The sequence below is a fragment of the Stenotrophomonas sp. HMWF023 genome (assembly GCF_003060985.1).
Classification (GTDB): domain Bacteria; phylum Pseudomonadota; class Gammaproteobacteria; order Xanthomonadales; family Xanthomonadaceae; genus Stenotrophomonas; species Stenotrophomonas lactitubi.
This window is the reverse complement of sequence record NZ_QAIJ01000191.1, coordinates 8,964-10,111: the sequence shown is the minus strand read 5'-3', so window position 1 is coordinate 10,111 and position 1,148 is coordinate 8,964. Positions and strand designations below refer to the sequence as shown.

Sequence of the window (1,148 nt, the reverse complement as noted above, 5' to 3'; positions counted from 1 at the left end):
GTAAACCCGTCCATGGGGGCTTGGCCGCGGCATCCATGCCGCGGACACCCCCGCAACCGGACCCACCCCGCCTTCGACAGATCTCCGCAACCTGTCTGGATGGCATGGCCTGCCCTTGGTAGGTGTCGACCTTGGTCGACACTTGGATCCACTCCGTGCGTGGATGAACGATCAGGAATGATCGGTCGGGGTGTGCTCGAACAACTCACCTTGCACTACCGGCTCCTTTTCGCGGAAGCCGCCGAGGCCGACGCCGACCAGGCGGTAGCGGGTGTCGGCGGGCAGGTCGACGCGGGCGCGAAGTGCCAGTGCGATGTCGCGCAGTTCGGCCATTGATTCCGGCGGGCGTTCCGGGGTGAAGCTGCGGGTGAGGAGGCGGAACTGCGCGGTCTTCAACTTCAACACCACGGTGTGGCCGATGCGTTCGGTCTTGCGGGTGGCATGCCAGGTCTTCTCGGCCAGCTGCACGATCGCTTCAGCCAGGTCTTCCAGCAACAGGTCTTCGGCGAAGGTGTCTTCGGAGGAGATCGACTGCACCTGCTGGTCAGGCTCCACCGGACGCTCGTCGACGCCGCGTGCGCGGTTGTACAGGCTGCGGCCGAAGCTGCCGAAGGCTTCTTCCAGGTCCGGCAGCGTCCACTGCCGCAGGTCGCCGCAGGTGACGATGCCGCGCGCTGCCAGTTTGCCTTCCATCACCTTGCCGACGCCGGGCACGCGGTTCACCGGCAGCGGCAGCAGGAACGCATCCACCCGCTGCGGCGGAATCACGAACTGGCCGTCAGGCTTGCGCCAGTCCGAAGCGATCTTGGCCAGGAACTTGTTGGGCGCGATACCGGCTGAAGCAGTCAGGTGGGTTTCCTCGCGGATCTGCGCGCGGATGGTGCGGGCGATGTCGGTGGCCAGCACCATGTCGCTCTTCGGCACCGTGACATCCAGATAGGCCTCATCCAGCGACAACGGCTCGACCAGGTCGGTATGGCGCAGGAAGATCTCGCGCACGTGGCGTGACACCGCCTTGTAACGTGCGAAGTCCGGGGGTACGAAGATCGCGTCCGGGCACAGGCGCTCGGCGCGCAGTGCCGGCATCGCCGAACGCACGCCGAACACGCGCGCCTCGTACGAGGCGGCACACACCACTGAACGCGCGC

1 protein-coding gene is annotated in these 1,148 nt (G+C 66.3%); it reads right to left on the bottom strand.

The window, feature by feature from the left end; genetic code table 11:
- Positions 1–171: 171 nt before the first annotated feature.
- Positions 172–1,148: DNA polymerase IV (gene dinB, locus DBR20_RS10295; protein ID WP_108266110.1), on the bottom strand; the 977-nt coding region annotated here is incomplete at its 5' end.